Below are 16,025 nucleotides of genomic sequence, written 5' to 3' on the forward strand. Positions count from 1 at the left end.
AAATCCCTTGTCGCCACTTTGCAACGCAAGGCCCGACACACGAATCACCTATGCAAGTCATCCATGGGGCATTTTAACCGGGTATTTCGCTAGGCGCATCAACTGTGCGGCTATGATGCTTGAAAAGATAAGAAAATCCGGTTATTGCCTAAATAGGGTAGGATGCTAATAGTATAGAGTTGCAATAAATGTCCGGTGCGCCATCAAGACGTGAGCTTTTCGACGAAGTTTCCTCTTTCAATCGTAAGTTGAGAGCGGCATTTGATGCGCTCGTGCGTGAGCATGGGATGACGCTCGCTCGGGCAAGGGTTTTCCATAAGCTCTCGCGTCGTGACGGGATCAATCAGCGGGAGCTCGCCGACGAACTTGAGCTCGAGACGCCAACGCTCGTGCGCATCCTCGATGCCATGGAGGCGCAAGGCTTCATCGAGCGCCGCGCCGTACCATCAGATCGTCGCGCCAAGCAGATATTCATGACGGAATCCGGAAAAGTCGTCGCTGCCGAGGTCGAGGCTCTTGCCACCGGTGTGCGCGCGGATATCTTGGAAGGGATTTCGGATGAGGATATCAGCATGGCGCTCAAAGTTATCCGCGCCATGACCGCTAACCTTCAGAATGTGGGCAAGTCATGAGGTAGTGCATGAGCGGCGAGCCGGGCCCGGTCCCCAAAGTGGAAGCCATCGCCGTCCCTGCCGCTCCACCGCCCATGCCGGGCTGGAAAGTGCCGCTCTATATAGCTGCATCCGTCATGTTCTTCCTGACGCAGGGCCTGGGCCTCAACCTCGCCTTCGCCAATCTGACCCAGATCCAGGGAACCATCGCCGCCACAACCACCGAATCGGCATGGCTTTCCGCCGCCTACATGGCGCCGAACGTCAGTCTCGCCATCGCGCTGGTGAAGATCCGGCTGCAATACGGGGTGCGTAATTTCGCCGAGGTCAGCATTCTCGGTTTCATCGTTGCTTCGCTGCTCAATCTCTTCGTTTCCGATCTGCATTCGGCGATCGTCGTCCGTTTCCTGAGCGGCATCGCCGGTGCGCCACTGTCGACGCTCGGCTTCCTCTACATGCTGGAAGCCTTCGAGCCGGCCAAGAAGATGACGGTTGGCGTCAGCCTGGCGATGACGAACACGCTGCTCGCCGCGCCGATCACTCGCCTCGTGTCGCCCTCGCTTCTCGACTATGGCGAATGGCGCGGCCTCTATACTCTCGAAATGGCTCTGGCGCTGCTTGTCATGCCGATCATCTACCTGCTGCCGCTGACGCCGCCGCCGCGTGTCAAGGTCATCGTTCTCGGCGATATTTTCAGCTACCTGCTGGTTGCCATCGGTTTCGGCTGTCTGGCGGTGGTTCTGTCGGTGGGCCGCCTCTATTGGTGGCTGGAGGTGCCCTGGCTCGGTATCGTGCTGGCGATCGGCATTGCTTCGGTGACCGCTGCTATCGTCGTCGATCTAAGGAGATCGACACCGCTCATCGATGTTCGCTGGCTGTTGCGGCCGGAGATGCTGCACCTGACCGGCATCCTGCTGGTATTTCGCCTGATTGCCGCCGAGCAGACTTCGGTCGTCGTGACCTTCTATCAGAATGCTGTCGGGCTGCTCTACGACCAGCTCTCCATGCTGTACTGGATCATCCTGGCATTCTCGGTCATCGGCGGGCTCATCTGCGCTGTATTGATGACCTATGGGTTAAGCTGGCAGATCCAGTTCGTCGCGCTTATTCTGATGGGGGTCGGTTCCCTCATCGATTCGCAGGTGACCAACCTGACCCGGCCGGAACAAATGTATCTCAGTCAGGCGATGGTGGCCGCCGGCGCAGCACTTTTCCTGCCGCCATCCATGTCGGTGGGCTTCAAGGCGGCTCTGTCGAAGGGGCCGGCCTATCTGGTGACCTTCTTCGTCATCTTCACCTTCACGCAAAGCGTCGGCGGTCTGATCGGCTCGGCGTTCTACGGCACGCTGATCATCATTCGCGAGAAATTTCATTCCGCCGTGTTGACCGAGCGGGTGCTGCTGACCGATCCGCATGTGGCCGAACGCGTCAGCCAGCTTTCATCATCTTACGGCAAGGTGATCGGCGACAGTGCAATCCTCAAGGGAGAGGGGCTTGCGCTGCTCGGCGCGCAGGTGACCCGCGAGGCCAACATGCTCGCCTATGGTGATGCTTTCCTTGTTGCGGCAGCGATCGCCTTTGTGTCGCTTGCCGGACTTTCGCTGCATATATTCTTCCGCTTCGTCAGAACTCGGCTCGCTGAAGATCGGCCGCAGACCATGGCATCCAACCCGTGAGGATATGAAATAGCTCCATGTCGAGGCTCGTTCGCTCTCCAATTGAAGTCATTGCGGTTCTTGCCGGCATCGGCGGCGTCATGCTGGTGCTGTATGCTTGGCACCTGCCGCCGTTCAAAAGCTCGGTCGAAACCACCGACGACGCCTATGTCAAAGGCTATGTCACGACCATCAGCCCGCAGGTCAGCGGCTATATCACCGATGTGCCGATCAAGGACTACAAGCTCGTCAAGCAGGGCGACGTGCTGACCAAGATCGACGACCGCATCTATCGGCAGAAGGTGGCGCAGGCGCACGCGACGCTCGACGGACAGAAGGCGGCGCTCGCCAATTCGCAACAGCAGGAGCAGGCCGCCAAGGCCGGCATCGTCTCCAGCCAGGCGCAGATCGACAGCGCCAACGCCGCGCTGAAGCGCGCCCAGCTCGCCTGGGAGCGCGTGACGACGCTGGTGGCCAAGGGCGTATCCACGACAAGCGATTCCGAGCAGGCGCAGGCGACGCTGCAGCAGGCGCAAGCAGCCGTCAACCAGGCGAAGGCGGCCCTCGACGTATCGCAGCAGAACCTGACGACGATCATCGTCAACCGCGCCTCGCTGGAGGCCGGTGTCAGCGGCGCGGAAGCCGCCGTGCAGCTCGCCGATATCGATCTTCAGAATGCGACCATTGTTGCGCCGCAGGACGGCCGCGTCGGCGAAGTCGGCGTGCGCCTCGGCCAATATGTGACGGCCGGAACGCAGCTCATGGGCCTGGTGCCGAAGGATATCTGGGTGATCGCCAATTTCAAGGAGACCCAGCTCGACGGCATGAAACTCGATCAGCCCGTCACGATTTCCGTCGACGCGCTCGGACACCGCGAGATCAAGGGTCATATCCAGCGTTTCTCGCCGGCGGCGGGGTCTGAATTCGCCGTCATCAAGCCGGACAATGCCACCGGTAATTTCACCAAGGTCGCCCAGCGCATCGGCGTCAGAGTGAAGATCGACCAGGACCAACCCTTGGCGGACCAGCTGGCGCCTGGGATGTCCGTCGTCGTCTCGGTCGATAAGGACTCCCAGCCGGAGGTGGGCGTCAACGACGACTAGAATGCTTCCGCATTTCCTCGAATCTCGTCATCTCATATCAGCAATGGTGTGATTGAAGAGGTTTGGCAGGCGGGGTCTACCGGTTTGGCAGTTCCCTATGCGTTCGAGCATTGACGGAGAACAAATTCGTGGTTTCGCCTATGCCCTCCTATATCGATCACATCGCCGATCCGGATCGATCCTGCGCGATCGTCGTCCACCGCGGCGTGTGGCGCGCGGCGCCCGAGAACAGCCTCCTGGCGATCGAAAGAGCCATATCGGCTGGCTACGAGGTGGTTGAAATCGACGTCCGGCGCAGTAGCGACGGCGAGCTCTTTCTTTTGCACGACGATACGCTCGAGCGAATGGCGGGTCTTAACCGCGAGCCGGAGACGCTGACGCTGCAGCAATTGTCGAGCCTGAAATTGCGCAATCGCGACGGTGGCGAGACGAACGGGCTCACGGACGAAAGACTACCGAGCCTGAAGGAGGTCTTTGACCTGACGCGTGATCGCATTTTTATCCATCTTGACGTCAAGCACAGGGAGATGATCCCCGACGTCATCGCCTGCGCCCGATCGATGGGCGTTGGCCAGCAGGTCGATTTCTGGGGAGACTTGAGGAGCCCTCAGGATCTCTCGTGGATCCGCGAAAAGGTGGAACCACATGGCGTTCCCTTCATGGCCAAAACGCGGCTGAACGCAACGGATGTCGCAACCCAGATCGACCTTCTCTTCAAGTTGAACCCGTTCCTGTGCGAAATCTATTTTGACCGGCTGGAGCAGGTCGCCGGGCAAGCAGCGCCTTTTCGTGAGCGTGGCATCGCTCTCTGGGTCAACACGCTCGATTCGGTCTCCTGTGCCGGTTTCACCGATACCGCCGCGCTCAAGGATCCGGACGCGATATGGGGACGCCTGATCGACGCCGGCGTCTCCGCCATTCAAACCGATGAGCCGGAGGCCCTGGAAGCCTATATCGGCGCGAGGGCATGAACCCACACCAATGCAAAAAGAAAGCCCGGATCGTCCGATCCGGGCTTTCGCACATCCAGCAATGGGCTGGAAATTATGCGTCGTCTTCTTCGGCGTTGCCGTCGGCTTCCGGATCGAAGAAGTCTTCGGGACGCAGAGCGTCTTCGTCAACGCCGTAGATGGCGTCGGCGGAGGTGAGGGTCTCGCCCTTGGACTGGCGCTCGGCTTCTTCAGCGGAACGGGCAACGTTGAGCTCGACCTTGATTTCGACTTCGGCGTGAAGCCCGATCGCAACATCGTGCAGGCCGATGGCCTTGATCGGCGTGTTCATGTGAACCTGGCTACGGCCGATGTTGAAGCCTTCGGCGGCGAGGATTTCGACGACGTCACGGGCAGCGACCGAACCGTAGAGCTGGCCGGTTTCGCCAGCCGAGCGAACGACGATGAAGGACTTGCCGCCTAGAACGTCGGCGACCTTCTGGGCTTCGCTCTTGCGCTCCAGGTTGCGGGCTTCGAGCGTGGCGCGCTCGGCTTCGAAACGGGCCTTGTTGGCAGCATTGGCGCGGAGCGCCTTGCCGAGCGGCAGCAGGTAGTTACGGGCAAAGCCGTCGCGAACCTTGACGGTTTCGCCCATCTGGCCGAGCTTGGAGATGCGCTCGAGAAGAATGACTTGCATTTTCTTGTTCCTTTCGATGTCAGATTTTCGTGTCTGTTGGTTTGGATGCGTCGGCATCTTTGTTCGGCGTAAGCGATATCGCCTTGCGGGTATCGGAGAGGCCGAGAACAAGGATGATGAAGAGCGGCAGCGTCAGCAGGAAGGACGTCAGGTAGCAGAGGATCAGCACCGGCACGCGCCAGTCCTTGCCACGCGTCCGGTAATGCAGCGACGCAAAGCCGGAAACGATGAAGCCGGCGCCGAAGGCGCCGACGATGGCGGCGGCAATGAGGGCCACGACGCCGCCGAAAAACATGGCGACGATCGCCACGAGAAAAACGAAGATCGCATTGCGGTTCATGCGCAGCGCCGAGGGAATATCCTCGCGCGGGCGAAGATTGTGCTTCGAGGCTGTAACGATGCGGGTCGCCACATAATAGGCGGCCAGCAGCATCATGACCCAGATCATGCCCCAGACCATGGGGATCGTGTAAAGCATCAAGAACTTGGTCTTCTCGATCGCCGTCGGATCGAGCTGCAGCGCCGGCTGCTGCTCGCTCATAACCTTGACGTAGAGGTCGATCACCTGGCCGACGAGATCGGCGTTGTAGCCCATGATCACGCCGACGATGATGATGACGGCTGCGGCAAGGCCGCACAGATGCAGCATGATGTCGGAGAGCGGATACCAGGCCATCAGATGGTCAGGGCCGCCGAGTTCGGAAGCCGGGCGCCCCAGATTGGCGAGATGGCTGAGCCACGCCGGGATCAATGTCAGCAGAACGGTAAAAAGCCCAAAGTACAGCGACTGGCCGACGGCGCCAACGACGCCTGCCGCCGCGACGGCGACGATGACAGCCAGGTTCCCCCAGCCGAGGCCCACGATCAGGATCGGAAGGGCAGAAAGCGCGCCGAACAGGATAAACAGCAAAGGCTGATTGGTCGCGCCATACACGAGTAGGGCGGCGGTCAGACCGGCAAGCGCGCCGATACCAAGCTCTTTTGCATTCAACTTTTTCACGTCGCTGTCCTGCTTCAAGATCGAGCAGTTAGAGGATGCTTCCGAACCTCGGTTCTGAAAGCCGTCCCCAACATGGGGTTTCAATGTTCCGATCCGCGCCCACCGCGAAAAGGAGAAGGGAAGGCATGACCGCCTTCCCTAAAATCATGTAGCGTCGGCGCTTATTAGGCGAGGACGTAGGGCAGCAGGCCGAGGAAACGGGCGCGCTTGATCGCCTGGGCGAGTTCGCGCTGCTTCTTCTGGGAAACGGCCGTGATGCGGGACGGAACGATCTTGCCGCGCTCGGAAATGTAGCGCTGCAGGAGACGGACATCCTTGTAGTCGATGCGCGGCGCATTGGCGCCCGAGAACGGGCAGGTCTTGCGGCGGCGATGGAACGGACGGCGGACCGGTGCGGAGGAAACTTCAGACATTGTTCAAAATCTCCTTATACACGGTCTTCGCGCGGACGGCGCGGACGGTCGTCGCGGTCACCACGATCCGGGCGCGGACCACGATCGCCGAAGCTGCGCTCCGGACGGTCGCCATCGCGGCGCGGACGGTCGTCGCGATCGCGCTTCTGCATCATGGCAGACGGGCCTTCTTCATGCTTTTCAACAGCGATCGTCATGTAACGCAGGACGTCTTCGCTGATGCGCATCTGGCGTTCCATTTCCTGGACCGCAGCGGCCGGCGCATCGATGTCCATCAGGGCGTAATGAGCCTTGCGGTTCTTCTTGATGCGGTAGGTGAGGGACTTGAGGCCCCAGTTTTCGATACGCCCGACTTTACCGCCGTTAGCTTCGATAACACCCTTGTACTGTTCTACGAGGGCGTCGACCTGCTGAGCGGAAATATCCTGTCGAGCAAGGAATACATGTTCATAAAGAGCCATGGATAGCTTTGCCTTTCTTGCGTTGATCTGAACCCGGGCTCTAGCGGCTAAGCCTCAACGACTGCTCCTGAGAGGGATAACCCCAAGCAAGAAAAGCGTTTCCGAGACGGTCGAGAGCGGAGACACGGGAGGCTGGAACGCTTCCGTTCCGACGATTTTCCCAAAAGAAAACCGGCCCTCCGTTCAGCCACCAGCCAGAAGACCGGGTTTGCGAACAGGGCGGCTTATACGGATTTTTGCGGGAAAGGCAATAGGAGGGGCGAAATTGGGTTGTTTTGCGCAAAGGCAGTAGCCATCAGGTCAATTCGCATGCCGGTGTCCCGTCGCATTGCACGCTGCCCGCTCTCCCGTCATGATGGCATACATCAATTTCGGCCAACACGGACAATTCATGCGCATCTTTCTCGTTCGGCACGGCGAATCCCTCGGCAACATCGATGAGCAGGCCTACCGGCAGTTCGGCGATCACAATGTGCCATTGACCGAGTGGGGCTATCGGCAGGTGCTGGAGGCGGGACGGACCATCGCCGCCTATCTGAAAGCATTGCCGAGTGCCGAATTGCGAAAGCTGAGCATCTGGTATTCGCCGTTCTTAAGGACACGACAGAGCAAGGATGCCTTGCTGGAGGTCCTGCCCGCAGAGCTGATCGGGGACATTCGGGAGGATTATCTGCTGCGTGAGCAGGATTTCGGGCTTTTCACCGAAATCTACGACCATGCCGAACAGAAACGGAAATTTCCTGACGAGTTCGAGAAGTGGGCGAGGCTGCGCAACAATAGCGGCAAGTTCTACGCGCGGCCGCCTGATGGCGAGAGCCGGGCGGATGTCGCCCAGCGTGTTCGCCTGTTTCTGCAAACCGTCATGCACGACGCCGAAAACGGAAAGAACAATGTCATCATCGTCGGCCATGGCGTCACCAACCGGGCCTTCGAGATGAATTTCCTGCATTGTCCCGTCGATTGGTTCGAGCGCTCGGATAATCCGGGAAATGCCGACGTTACGTTGATCAAGGGGCGGGGTTCCGGGGACTATCGATCAGTCCTGCTTCACAAGGCCTCGGATCGCGGGCAGGGGCAGGACGAGTTGCGCGAAGCGCATGGCTCCGAACTGACGCTCGCACCAAAGACCGCGCAGTAGACCACCCGTAACGCCGGTTCTTCCGGTCGCCACGGGCTGTCCGTTTGCTACGCCTCACATCGGCATCGGATATTTCCGATGGACCTGCTCGATCTCGGCCAATACCTCGGTGGGCAAGGTCACGTAAGCAGCGGCGATATCGGTTTCGAGCTGCGCCATCGTCGTGGCGCCGATGATCATTGACGTCATGAAAGGCTTGGTGAGGCAGTAGGCGAGCGCCAGCTTGGACGGGTCGATGTGATGCTTGGCCGCGATCTCGAGATAAGCCTTGACCGCCGGTTCCTGCAGCGGCTGCAGGCGGCCGCCGATGTCGTGGTTGATTGAGCCGCGCGAGCCGGCGGGCCGTGCGCCGCCGACATATTTGCCGCTGAGGATGCCGCCGGCGAGCGGCGAATAGGCGAGCAGGCCAACATCTTCATGGTGCGACAGCTCGGCAAGATCGAGATCGAAATGCCGGTAGAGCAGATTATATTCGTTCTGCGTGGAGACGACGCGTGGCAGGCCCTTCCGCTCGGCGATCGTGAGATACTTCTGGATGCCCCAGGTCGTCTCGTTGGAAAGGCCGAGGGCGCGGATTTTGCCGGCCTTCACCATCTCGCCCATCGTCTCCAAGATCTCGGTGATGTCGGCGATGGCCTTCTCGCGGTCCTGCGTAAAGGGGTTGTAGCGCCAGTTCTGGCGGAAATGGAAATGGCCGCGGTTCGGCCAGTGGACCTGATAGAGGTCGATATAGTCGGTCTTCAGCCGCTTCAGGCTGCTGTCGATCGCCGCGCGGATATTGACGGCATCCGCGCCCTGGCCGCGGCGCAGATAGTCGCGGCCAGGACCGGCGACCTTGGTGGCGAGCACGACGTCCTTGCGCTTGCCGGTCTTTTCGAACCAGGTGCCGATATATTCCTCGGTACGGCCTTGAGTCTCGGCGCTGACGGGCGTCGTCGGATACATTTCGGCGGTGTCGAAGAAATTGATGCCTTTATGGAGAGCATAATCCATCTGATCATGCGCTTCGGCTTCGCTATTCTGCGTGCCCCAGGTCATCGTGCCCAGGCAAATTTGCGAAACGGAAATATCGGTGCGGCCTAAATTCTTATATTTCATGGGAAAACCTTGGGGGTGGCGGAAATTCATGATGAAGAGAGTTGCGAGAATTTAGGCGCGAATTGAGCAAGCGCAAGAAGAAAATTGTTGCGCTTCGCAAGCGCAAAAGCCTGTGTCTGCGGGGCTTGCGCTATTGACTCCGCCGCAAACAATGTCATTGGGAAGCGAAACGACCCCCAAAAGGACGCTTGATAATGACTGTTGCTTTCACATTTCCCGGCCAGGGCAGCCAGGCCGTCGGCATGGGCAAGGACCTTGCCGACAATTTCGCCGAAGCGCGCGCCGTCTTCGAGGAAGTTGATGAAGCGCTCGGTGAAAAGCTCTCCGACGTCATCTTCAATGGCCCGGAAGACAGACTGACGCTGACGGCCAATGCGCAGCCGGCGCTGATGGCCGTGTCGCTCGCCGTCATTCGTGTTCTGCAGGCCCGCGGCCTCGATCTGAAGAGCAAGGTCTCCTATGTCGCCGGCCACTCGCTCGGCGAATATTCGGCGCTCTGCGCCGCCGGCACCTTCTCGCTTGCCGACACCGCGCGGCTGCTGCGCATTCGCGGCAACGCCATGCAGGCGGCAGTCCCCGTCGGCGTCGGCGCCATGGCTGCGATCATCGGGCTCGAACATGCCGATGTCGCCGCCGTCTGTGCCGAGGCTTCCGTGCTTGGCGCCTGTCAGATCGCCAACGACAATGGCGGCGGCCAGATCGTCATTTCCGGCGAGAAGTCGCCTGTCGAGAAGGCGGCCGAGCTGGCAACCGCCAAGGGCGCCAAGCGCGCCATCCTGCTGCCGGTTTCCGCGCCCTTCCATTCCGCGCTGATGGCGCCGGCCGCCGAAGCGATGCGCGAAGCGCTCGCCGGCGTCGCCAAGTCCAATCCGGTCGTGCCGGTCATCGCCAACGTCAAGGCTGCTCCGGTGACCGATGCCGAAGAGATCGCCAGGCTGCTGGTCGAGCAGGTCACCGGTCAGGTGCGCTGGCGCGAGACGGTGGAATGGTTTGCTGCCAACAATGTGACAACATTGTATGAAATTGGCGCCGGCAAGGTGCTGACGGGCCTGGCTCGCCGCATCGACAAGTCGGTCAACGGCATCGCCATCAACAATGCTGCTGATATCGACACGGCGCTTGGCGCATTGCTCGGCTGACAGAGATTAAGGAACGAGGGACAAACATGCTTGATTTGACCGGCCGCAAGGCCCTGGTAACCGGCTCGTCCGGCGGTATCGGCGAAGAGATCGCCCGGCTCCTGCACAAGCAGGGCGCCATTGTCGGCCTGCATGGCACGCGCGTCGAGAGACTGGAGGCATTGGCTGCCGAGCTTGGCGACCGCGTCAAGATCTTCCCGGCAAACCTGTCGGATCGCGACGAGGTCAAGGCACTCGGCGTCAAGGCCGAGGAAGAGCTCGGCGGCGTCGATATCCTCGTCAACAATGCCGGCATCACCAAGGACGGCCTGTTCGTGCGCATGAGCGATGAAGACTGGGATGCCGTGCTGGAAGTCAATCTCACCGCCGTCTTCCGGCTGACGCGCGAGCTGACCCATCCGATGATGCGCCGCCGCTATGGCCGCATCATCAACATCACCTCCGTCGTCGGCGTGACAGGCAATCCCGGCCAGGCCAATTATTGCGCCTCCAAGGCCGGCATGATCGGCTTCACCAAGTCGCTGGCGCAGGAAATTGCGAGCCGCAACGTCACCGTCAACTGTGTCGCGCCCGGCTTCATCGAGAGCGCCATGACCGGCAAGCTGAACGACAAGCAGAAGGAAGCCATCATGGGTGCCATTCCCATGAAGCGCATGGGCAACGGCGCGGAAGTCGCTTCCGCGGTCGCCTATCTCGCTTCCTCCGAAGCCAGCTACGTCACCGGCCAGACGATCCACGTCAACGGCGGCATGGCAATGATCTAAAGGGAATTGCTATTGGAGGGAACTTTCCCTCCAATAGCATGTTGAGCAACCCGGAGCCGGCTATTTTCTGGCTTTGCGACGGACTTAAACCGTGTTAAGCGGGCCTTGACTGTGAACAGTCGTCCCGTAAATGCAGACGGACGGCGCCGCGCTCAAGGCGGCTCGGCCGGATCTCAGTGCCGGGTTGAACGGGTTTGCCCGCGGCGCCAGGACAGGTGCTGCAGGCTTGAATTAGGGTAGGGATGTCACAGGGCATTCTGATCAGGACATAAGGTCGAGGAAACCGACATGAGCGATATCGCAGAACGCGTAAAGAAAATTGTTGTTGATCATCTTGGCGTTGACGCCGACAAGGTCGTTGAAAGCGCAAGCTTCATCGACGATCTGGGTGCGGACTCGCTCGACACGGTCGAACTGGTCATGGCCTTCGAAGAAGAATTCGGCGTTGAAATCCCCGATGACGCTGCTGACTCGATCCTGACGGTCGGCGACGCGGTAAAGTTCATTGAGAAGGCTCAGGCCTAATCTTTCGTACTTTTTGAATGGGCGGGCTCAAGAGTCCGCCCTATTTCGTCCGGCGACGTCGGGCGCACCATATTTATACGCATATCATCATAAGAAGACGGGGGTCTGAGGGCGATGAGACGTGTCGTTATCACGGGTACCGGCATGGTATCACCTTTGGGCTGTGGCACGGAGGTGTCCTGGTCGCGTTTGATCGCCGGACACAATGGCGCGCGCCTCGTGACTGAATTCGAGGTCGAGGATCTCGCCGCGAAGATCGCATGCCGCATTCCGTTTGGCGACGGCACCGACGGCACTTTCAATGCTGACGACTGGATGGAGCCGAAGGAGCAGCGCAAGGTCGACCCCTTCATCATCTATGGCATGGCAGCCGCAGATATGGCGCTGACGGACGCCGGCTGGCACCCGGCCACGGACGAGGACCAGATTGCGACCGGCGTCATGATCGGCTCCGGCATCGGCGGCCTCGAGGGCATCGTCGAGGCCGGCTATACGCTGCGCGACAAGGGCCCGCGCCGCATCTCGCCCTTCTTCATTCCCGGGCGTCTCATCAATCTCGTTTCCGGCCAGGTCTCCATCCGTCACAAGCTGCGCGGCCCGAACCACGCCGTCGTTACGGCCTGTTCGACCGGTGCGCATGCCATCGGCGATGCGGCCCGCCTGATCATGCTGGGCGATGCCGATGTCATGGTCGCGGGCGGCGCCGAAGCTCCGGTCTGCCGTATCTCGCTAGCCGGCTTTGCCGCCTGCAAGGCGCTGTCGACGGACTATAATGACGACCCGCAGAGGGCTTCGCGTCCCTATGACCGCGACCGTGACGGCTTCGTGATGGGCGAGGGCGCCGGTGTCGTTGTTCTGGAAGAGTTGGAACACGCCAAGGCCCGCGGCGCCAAGATCTACGCCGAAGTTGTGGGATACGGCCTTTCCGGCGACGCCTATCACATCACCGCTCCGTCGGCGGACGGCGAGGGTGCATTCCGCTGCATGACATCGGCCTTGAAGCGCGCCGGTCTGACGCCGGCGGATGTCGACTATATCAATGCACACGGCACCTCGACCATGGCCGACACGATCGAACTCGGCGCCGTCGAGCGGCTGGTCGGCGATGCCGCGTCCAGGATCTCCATGTCATCAACCAAGTCGGCGACCGGCCATCTTCTCGGGGCTGCCGGCGCGATCGAGGCGATCTTCGCCACGCTCGCCATTCGCGACAACATCGTTCCGCCAACGCTCAACCTCGACAATCCGGAACGCGAGACCGCCATCGATCTTGTTCCGCACAAGGCCCGCAAGCGGGACGTCAATGTTGCGCTGTCCAACTCCTTCGGGTTCGGCGGTACGAACGCGTCGCTTGTCCTGCGCCGTTTTGAGGCATAAAAACAGCGCGTAACTGCGAAAGCGGGAATGCTCTTCGGCAAGCCCGCGCGCTGTCCTCGAATTTTATCGCGCCTCCATGCATCCCAGGGATGCGCCGCGGTAATGTCTGATCGGTCGAAGGCGAAGCTTCAGACGGCTCCGCCTTATCCTCTGAACCTGTTTTTTGCCGCATTGCTTGGCCAAAGAGCAGGCAATCACGAAAAGGAAGGGATTGCCGGTGAGCGATACGAACCAGAGCAACGGAACTCCGAACGGACAGAAGGGGCCGATCATACCGAAATCGGCAAGCGAAGCCCTGCGTCCGGAGCGTGTTCCGGATCCGCCAAAGCGTTCACGCAAAGCCCGCAGTCAGATGGTGATCTTCCTGAACTTCCTGATGACGTTGGCGGTTTTCGTCGTCGTCGCTGCGATTGCAGGCACGTATTATGCTTTCTCGGTCTACCAGAGCCCAGGTCCGCTGACGACCAATACGAATTTCATCGTCCGCAACGGTGCGGGCCTGAACGAAATAGCCAATCGTCTGGAATCCAACAACATCATCAGCGACCAGCGCATCTTCCGTTGGCTGACGACCACCTATCTGCATGACGGCGAAACCTTGCGGGCCGGCGAATACGAGATCAAGGCGAGCGCTTCCATGAAGGACATCATGGAACTGCTGAAATCGGGCAAATCCATCCTCTATTCGGTCACCTTGCCCGAGGGTCTGACCGTGCGGCAGATCTTCAACAAGCTGCAGGCCGATCCCGTGCTCGAAGGTGATTTGCCATCGGCACTGCCGGGGGAGGGCAGCCTGAGGCCCGACACCTACAAGTTCACGCGCGGCACCAAGCGCACGGAAATTATCCAGCAGATGGCGGCCGCGCAGGACAAGCTGGTCGAGCAGATCTGGGATAAGCGCGACCCGAACCTGCAACTGGCGAACAAGCAGGATTTCGTCACGCTGGCCTCCATCGTCGAGAAGGAAACCGGTCTGGCGGACGAGCGCGCCCATGTCGCTTCCGTCTTCCTGAACCGTCTCGGCAAGGGCATGCGTCTGCAGTCGGATCCGACGATCATCTATGGTCTCTTCGGCGGGGAGGGGAAACCTTCCGATCGGCCGATCTACCAGTCGGATCTGAAGAAAGAGACGCCTTATAACACCTACATCATCAAGGGCTTGCCGCCGACGCCGATCGCAAATCCGGGCAGGGATGCGCTGGAAGCCGTCGCCAACCCCTGGAAGAGCCAGGATCTCTACTTCGTGGCGGATGGTACAGGCGGCCATGTCTTCGCCGCGACGCTGGAAGAGCACAACACCAACGTCAAGCGCTGGCGCAAGCTTGCCGCCGAAAAGGGTGAAGATCCGAGCACCATCGCGGTTGACGGTCAGCCCGATGACGCTGCCGCAACCACGACCGGCTCGGGCACCCAGCAGAAAAAGAAGGCGAACTAATCCTTGCTGCGCCATGGCTTCGTTGAAGCCGGTGGCGCGGATTCACTTTACATTGGTCCACAATCCGATGATTTTCAGCGGATTGTGGATAGGAATTATCGGAGGCTTGCATGGCATTGCAGTCCATGACCGGTTTTGCCCGGCGTGAAGGAACGAGCGGGCGCGGTCGCTGGGCATGGGAATTGCGGTCGGTGAACGGCAAGGGGCTGGATGTCCGCCTGCGGTTGCCGCCGGGACTGGAGCGTTTGGAAACCGATATCCGCAAGCTGATCGCCGACCGGTTTTCGCGCGGCAACCTGCAGGTCGGCCTGTCGCTATCCGTCGAGGAAAGCCGGGTCGAGGTCGTGGTGAATCAGGAGGCGCTGGCGGCCGTGCTGGCACTGCGCGATCAGCTCGCCGGCATCATCGATCCCGCACCGCTGAGGCTGGATAGCCTCATGGCCGTTCGTGGGCTCGTCGAATTCAAGGAGGCGGAAGAAGACGAAGAGGTGCTTGCGGCGCGCGACGCCGACATCATCTCCGGTCTTGAGGCGGCCCTTGGTGATCTCAGCGACATGCGCGGGCGGGAAGGCCAGGCGCTTGGCCAGATCCTGCTCGGTCAGGTCGCAACCATCGAGGCGCTGACGGCTGTGGTCGAGCATGATCCCACGCGCTCACCGCGGGAGATCGCCACGAGACTGGCAGCACAGGTTGCCATGCTTCTGGACGGCTCGTCGGGCCTCGATCGCGACAGGCTGCATGCCGAGGCCGCCCTTCTCGCCACCAGGGCCGATCTTCGCGAGGAGATCGACCGCCTGAAGGCCCACGTGGCGGCGGCGCGCGATCTCCTTTCCAAGGGCGGCCCTGTCGGACGCAAGCTCGATTTTCTTGCACAGGAATTTAACCGGGAATCGAATACCATCTGTTCGAAGTCGAATGCCGCCGCGGTCACCGCCGCCGGCATCGAACTGAAGGTGGTCATCGACCAGTTCCGCGAACAGGTCCAGAATTTGGAGTAGGCGATGAAGCCGGCGACATCCACATCCATTCCGATTGCCCGCCGGGGGCTGATGCTCGCGATTTCCTCGCCATCCGGTGCAGGCAAATCGACGATCGCGCGTACCTTGCTGGACAAGGACAAGCAGGTGAGCCTTTCCGTCAGCGTCACGACCCGGCAGCGTCGGCCGAGCGAAATCGAAGGTGTGCATTATCATTTCGTTTCGCAGCGCGAGTTCGAGCGCCTTCGCGATTCCGACTCGCTGCTCGAATGGGCGGAGGTGCACGGCAATTTCTATGGAACGCCGCGCGAACCGGTGGAGACGGCGATGGCCGAAGGGCGTGACATGCTCTTCGACATCGACTGGCAGGGTGCCCAGCAACTGCAGGAAAAAATGCCGGCGGACGTCGTCTCTATCTTCGTGCTGCCACCAACGATGACGGAGCTGCAATCGCGCCTGCATCGCCGCGCCGAGGATTCCGAAGAGGTCATCGCCATGCGTCTCGCCAATTCCCGGGCCGAGATCGCGCATTGGCGCGAATATGACTATGTCATCGTCAACGACGACCTTAACGTCGCCTTCGACGCCGTACAGTCGATCGTCAAGGCCGAACGCCTGCGCCGCGATCGCCGGCACGGCATGTTCGATTTCGTGCGAGATTTGCTGGAAGAGACGCCGAAGCGCTGAGGCCGATCAGAAGCTC

At 60.5% G+C, this 16,025-nt stretch carries 17 protein-coding genes; 12 read left to right on the forward strand and 5 right to left on the reverse strand.

Annotated elements, in window-relative coordinates; all coding sequences use genetic code 11:
* The first annotated feature begins 188 nt into the window (after positions 1 to 188).
* The 4 genes from JTP94_RS29975 to JTP94_RS29990 all read left to right on the forward strand — a co-directional run bounded on the left by JTP94_RS29975 (position 189) and on the right by JTP94_RS29990 (position 4,340).
* Positions 189 to 632: a MarR family winged helix-turn-helix transcriptional regulator gene (locus tag JTP94_RS29975; RefSeq protein WP_204854055.1), complete on the forward strand. Its 444-nt coding sequence runs from the start codon at positions 189 to 191 to the stop codon at positions 630 to 632.
* Positions 633 to 640: 8 nt separating this feature from the next.
* A complete protein-coding gene (locus tag JTP94_RS29980; protein WP_204854056.1) occupies positions 641 to 2,287 on the forward strand; it encodes an MFS transporter in 1,647 nt (548 codons plus the stop codon).
* Between the two features lie 17 nt (positions 2,288 to 2,304).
* Positions 2,305 to 3,369, forward strand: a complete 1,065-nt coding sequence (locus JTP94_RS29985) for an HlyD family secretion protein (RefSeq protein ID WP_204854057.1) — start codon at positions 2,305 to 2,307, stop codon at positions 3,367 to 3,369.
* 128 nt (positions 3,370 to 3,497) lie between these two features.
* The gene (locus tag JTP94_RS29990; protein ID WP_312038202.1) at positions 3,498 to 4,340 is read left to right on the forward strand and encodes a glycerophosphodiester phosphodiesterase family protein; all 843 of its coding nucleotides are present in this window, start codon (positions 3,498 to 3,500) and stop codon (positions 4,338 to 4,340) included.
* Positions 4,341 to 4,413: 73 nt separating this feature from the next.
* On the opposite strand, the gene rplI is transcribed toward JTP94_RS29990, so the two are convergent.
* The 4 genes from rplI to rpsF all read right to left on the reverse strand — a co-directional run bounded on the left by rplI (position 4,414) and on the right by rpsF (position 6,869).
* On the reverse strand, positions 4,414 to 4,995 hold the full coding sequence (gene rplI / locus JTP94_RS29995; protein ID WP_204854058.1) for a 50S ribosomal protein L9: 582 nt from the start codon (positions 4,993 to 4,995) through the stop codon (positions 4,414 to 4,416).
* Between the two features lie 19 nt (positions 4,996 to 5,014).
* Positions 5,015 to 5,995 carry a DUF2232 domain-containing protein gene (locus JTP94_RS30000; RefSeq protein ID WP_204854059.1) on the reverse strand — a complete coding sequence of 327 codons (981 nt, stop codon included), beginning with the start codon at positions 5,993 to 5,995 and terminating at the stop codon, positions 5,015 to 5,017.
* Positions 5,996 to 6,159: 164 nt separating this feature from the next.
* Positions 6,160 to 6,408, reverse strand: coding sequence for a 30S ribosomal protein S18 (gene rpsR / locus JTP94_RS30005; RefSeq protein WP_034507767.1), 249 nt, complete (start codon positions 6,406 to 6,408; stop codon positions 6,160 to 6,162).
* 14 nt (positions 6,409 to 6,422) lie between these two features.
* Positions 6,423 to 6,869, reverse strand: coding sequence for a 30S ribosomal protein S6 (gene rpsF / locus JTP94_RS30010; protein ID WP_204854060.1), 447 nt, complete (start codon positions 6,867 to 6,869; stop codon positions 6,423 to 6,425).
* 391 nt (positions 6,870 to 7,260) lie between these two features.
* Here rpsF and JTP94_RS30015 point away from each other — a divergent pair, with 391 nt between their 5' ends.
* Positions 7,261 to 8,007: a histidine phosphatase family protein gene (locus tag JTP94_RS30015; RefSeq protein WP_204854061.1), complete on the forward strand. Its 747-nt coding sequence runs from the start codon at positions 7,261 to 7,263 to the stop codon at positions 8,005 to 8,007.
* 54 nt (positions 8,008 to 8,061) lie between these two features.
* Here the strand turns inward: JTP94_RS30015 and JTP94_RS30020 are convergent, their stop codons facing one another.
* The gene (locus JTP94_RS30020; RefSeq protein WP_204854062.1) at positions 8,062 to 9,105 is read right to left on the reverse strand and encodes an aldo/keto reductase; all 1,044 of its coding nucleotides are present in this window, start codon (positions 9,103 to 9,105) and stop codon (positions 8,062 to 8,064) included.
* 194 nt (positions 9,106 to 9,299) lie between these two features.
* Here JTP94_RS30020 and fabD point away from each other — a divergent pair, with 194 nt between their 5' ends.
* The 7 genes from fabD (at position 9,300) to gmk (ending at position 16,009) form a co-directional block, all read left to right on the forward strand.
* Positions 9,300 to 10,244, forward strand: a complete 945-nt coding sequence (gene fabD / locus JTP94_RS30025) for an ACP S-malonyltransferase (protein WP_204854063.1) — start codon at positions 9,300 to 9,302, stop codon at positions 10,242 to 10,244.
* 26 nt (positions 10,245 to 10,270) lie between these two features.
* Entirely contained in the window at positions 10,271 to 11,008 is a 738-nt protein-coding gene (fabG, locus tag JTP94_RS30030) for a 3-oxoacyl-[acyl-carrier-protein] reductase (RefSeq protein ID WP_034507760.1), read from the forward strand.
* A 288-nt stretch (positions 11,009 to 11,296) separates the two neighbouring features.
* Positions 11,297 to 11,533, forward strand: coding sequence for an acyl carrier protein (locus JTP94_RS30035; RefSeq protein ID WP_004122114.1), 237 nt, complete (start codon positions 11,297 to 11,299; stop codon positions 11,531 to 11,533).
* A 114-nt stretch (positions 11,534 to 11,647) separates the two neighbouring features.
* Positions 11,648 to 12,910, forward strand: a complete 1,263-nt coding sequence (fabF, locus tag JTP94_RS30040) for a beta-ketoacyl-ACP synthase II (protein ID WP_204854064.1) — start codon at positions 11,648 to 11,650, stop codon at positions 12,908 to 12,910.
* A gap of 217 nt (positions 12,911 to 13,127) precedes the next feature.
* Positions 13,128 to 14,345, forward strand: a complete 1,218-nt coding sequence (gene mltG, locus JTP94_RS30045) for an endolytic transglycosylase MltG (protein WP_204854065.1) — start codon at positions 13,128 to 13,130, stop codon at positions 14,343 to 14,345.
* A 110-nt stretch (positions 14,346 to 14,455) separates the two neighbouring features.
* Entirely contained in the window at positions 14,456 to 15,343 is an 888-nt protein-coding gene (locus tag JTP94_RS30050; RefSeq protein WP_204854066.1) for a YicC/YloC family endoribonuclease, read from the forward strand.
* Between the two features lie 3 nt (positions 15,344 to 15,346).
* Complete coding sequence (gmk, locus tag JTP94_RS30055; protein ID WP_034507754.1) at positions 15,347 to 16,009, forward strand: guanylate kinase; 663 nt, start codon at positions 15,347 to 15,349, stop codon at positions 16,007 to 16,009.
* Positions 16,010 to 16,025 lie beyond the last annotated feature (16 nt).

It is taken from the genome of Martinezella lusitana (genome assembly GCF_016901135.1).
Lineage (GTDB): Bacteria > Pseudomonadota > Alphaproteobacteria > Rhizobiales > Rhizobiaceae > Rhizobium > Rhizobium lusitanum_D.

Coding starts and splice junctions, on each gene's coding strand:
- JTP94_RS29975 (WP_204854055.1), top strand. CDS start 189: ATGTCCGGTGCGCCATCAAGACGTGAGCTTTTCGACGAAGTTTCCTCT.
- JTP94_RS30035 (WP_004122114.1), top strand. CDS start 11,297: ATGAGCGATATCGCAGAACGCGTAAAGAAAATTGTTGTTGATCATCTT.
- JTP94_RS29985 (WP_204854057.1), top strand. CDS start 2,305: ATGTCGAGGCTCGTTCGCTCTCCAATTGAAGTCATTGCGGTTCTTGCC.
- rpsF (WP_204854060.1), bottom strand. CDS start 6,869: ATGGCTCTTTATGAACATGTATTCCTTGCTCGACAGGATATTTCCGCT.
- fabF (WP_204854064.1), top strand. CDS start 11,648: ATGAGACGTGTCGTTATCACGGGTACCGGCATGGTATCACCTTTGGGC.
- rplI (WP_204854058.1), bottom strand. CDS start 4,995: ATGCAAGTCATTCTTCTCGAGCGCATCTCCAAGCTCGGCCAGATGGGC.
- JTP94_RS30015 (WP_204854061.1), top strand. CDS start 7,261: ATGCGCATCTTTCTCGTTCGGCACGGCGAATCCCTCGGCAACATCGAT.
- gmk (WP_034507754.1), top strand. CDS start 15,347: ATGAAGCCGGCGACATCCACATCCATTCCGATTGCCCGCCGGGGGCTG.
- JTP94_RS30020 (WP_204854062.1), bottom strand. CDS start 9,105: ATGAAATATAAGAATTTAGGCCGCACCGATATTTCCGTTTCGCAAATT.
- JTP94_RS30050 (WP_204854066.1), top strand. CDS start 14,456: ATGGCATTGCAGTCCATGACCGGTTTTGCCCGGCGTGAAGGAACGAGC.
- fabD (WP_204854063.1), top strand. CDS start 9,300: ATGACTGTTGCTTTCACATTTCCCGGCCAGGGCAGCCAGGCCGTCGGC.
- rpsR (WP_034507767.1), bottom strand. CDS start 6,408: ATGTCTGAAGTTTCCTCCGCACCGGTCCGCCGTCCGTTCCATCGCCGC.
- fabG (WP_034507760.1), top strand. CDS start 10,271: ATGCTTGATTTGACCGGCCGCAAGGCCCTGGTAACCGGCTCGTCCGGC.
- JTP94_RS29980 (WP_204854056.1), top strand. CDS start 641: ATGAGCGGCGAGCCGGGCCCGGTCCCCAAAGTGGAAGCCATCGCCGTC.